Annotated in this window: 2 protein-coding genes and 1 pseudogene; 2 read left to right on the top strand and 1 reads right to left on the bottom strand. The window is 62.7% G+C overall.

Features of this window, described 5'->3' with window-relative positions:
- Nucleotides 1-207 (bottom strand): annotated as a pseudogene (minC, locus tag HX846_RS36120) (septum site-determining protein MinC); the annotation flags it as partial.
- 118 nt (nucleotides 208-325) lie between these two features.
- Between minC and HX846_RS36115 the strand changes: the two are divergent.
- Together HX846_RS36115 and HX846_RS36110 are read left to right on the top strand one after the other, a co-directional pair.
- The gene (locus tag HX846_RS36115) at nucleotides 326-1,261 is read left to right on the top strand and encodes a lipid A biosynthesis lauroyl acyltransferase (RefSeq protein ID WP_003209101.1); all 936 of its coding nucleotides are present in this window, start codon (nucleotides 326-328) and stop codon (nucleotides 1,259-1,261) included.
- A 32-nt stretch (nucleotides 1,262-1,293) separates the two neighbouring features.
- On the top strand, nucleotides 1,294-1,544 hold a 251-nt coding region (locus HX846_RS36110; protein ID WP_178967333.1), incomplete at its 3' end, for a patatin-like phospholipase family protein.

Below are 1,544 nucleotides of genomic sequence, written 5' to 3'. Positions count from 1 at the left end.
GACCGCGCCCTGGCCGGCCGGGAGCTTGTCCAGGGCCAGCACCAGCGGTGCATTGTTGAAGAAGTTCGGCGCCAGGGCGACCTTGGCGGCGAGCTGGCGGTCCAGGGCATCAAGGTCGTTGCGGGCCAGTTCCAGCACGGTAATGGCGAGCATGCTGCCTTTCAACTGGAACACGGGATCTTGGTCTAGCGGTTCGGTTTGGCTCATGGTCGGCAAAGCGGCTTGTCACGAAAAGTGTCGAGACTTATAACGAGAACATCCGCTAGCCGCAAGCCGGGTCGAACCGTTGTAGAATGCGCGGCCGTTGTCTTTACCGGAATCTTGAATGGATCGCCCGCGTTTTCGAGCTGTATTTTTTCATCCGCGCTTCTGGCTGTTATGGCTGGGGCTGGGTTTGCTGTGGCTGATTGTGCAGTTGCCGTACCGGGCTTTACTGGGGATTGGCCGTGCCTTGGGGGCGGGAATGTACCGGGTGGCCGGTGAACGTCGACGTATCGCCGCACGAAACCTGGAACTGTGCTTCCCGGAAAAGTCCGCTAAAGAGCGTAAACATTTGCTCAAGGAAAACTTTGCCTCCACCGGCATCGCGTTCTTCGAGATGGCCATGAGCTGGTGGTGGTCCAAGCCGCGCCTGGCGCGCCTGGCCCATGTCGAAGGGCTGGAGCACCTCAAGCAGGCGCAACTGGAAGGCAAGGGCGTGATCCTCATGGCCCTGCATTTCACCACCCTGGAAATCGGCGCCGCCTTGCTCGGGCAGAAGCACACCATCGACGGCATGTACCGCGAGCACGGCAACCCCTTGTTCGATTTCGTCCAGCGCCGTGGCCGCGAGCGGCACAACCTCGACTCCCTGGCCGTAGAGCGCGAAGACGTGCGCGGCATGCTCAAGCTGCTGCGGGCCGGTCGTGCGATCTGGTACGCACCGGACCAGGACTACGGCGCCAAGCAAAGTATCTTCGTGCCATTGTTCGGCATTCAGGCCGCCACCGTGACCGCCACCAGCAAGTTCGCCCGCCTGGGCAAGGCACTGGTGGTGCCGTTCACCCAGGAACGCCTGGCCGACGGCAGCGGTTATCGCCTGGTGATCCATCCGCCGCTGACCGACTTCCCCGGTGAAACCGACGAGATCGATTGCCTGCGCATCAACCAGTGGGTCGAAGCCTCCGTGCGTGAATGCCCCGAGCAATACCTGTGGACGCACCGCCGCTTCAAGAGCCGGCCGCCAGGTGAACCTAAACTGTATGAAAAACGCCGCCGTTGATCTGAAGTCCCCAAGCACCATGGAGTGATGCAATGCGTCCAGCTGAACCGGTCACAGGCTTGATTCTTTCCGGCGGCGGGGCGCGGGCCGCCTATCAGGTGGGGGTACTGGCGGCGATAGCCGAGCTGTTGCCGCCGGGCGCGGCCAATCCGTTTCCGGTGATCGTCGGCACCTCGGCCGGGGCGATCAATGCGGTGAGCCTGGCCAGTGGCGCCATGGACTTTACCGCCGCCATCCAGCGCCTGACCGCCTTCTGGCAGGGCTTTCGCAGCCACCTGGTGCT

It is taken from the genome of Pseudomonas sp. K5002, assembly GCF_013386655.1.
In the GTDB taxonomy this organism is placed as follows: domain Bacteria; phylum Pseudomonadota; class Gammaproteobacteria; order Pseudomonadales; family Pseudomonadaceae; genus Aquipseudomonas.
The sequence above is the reverse complement of the archived record's forward strand: the minus strand, read 5'-3'. Positions and strand labels throughout refer to the sequence as shown.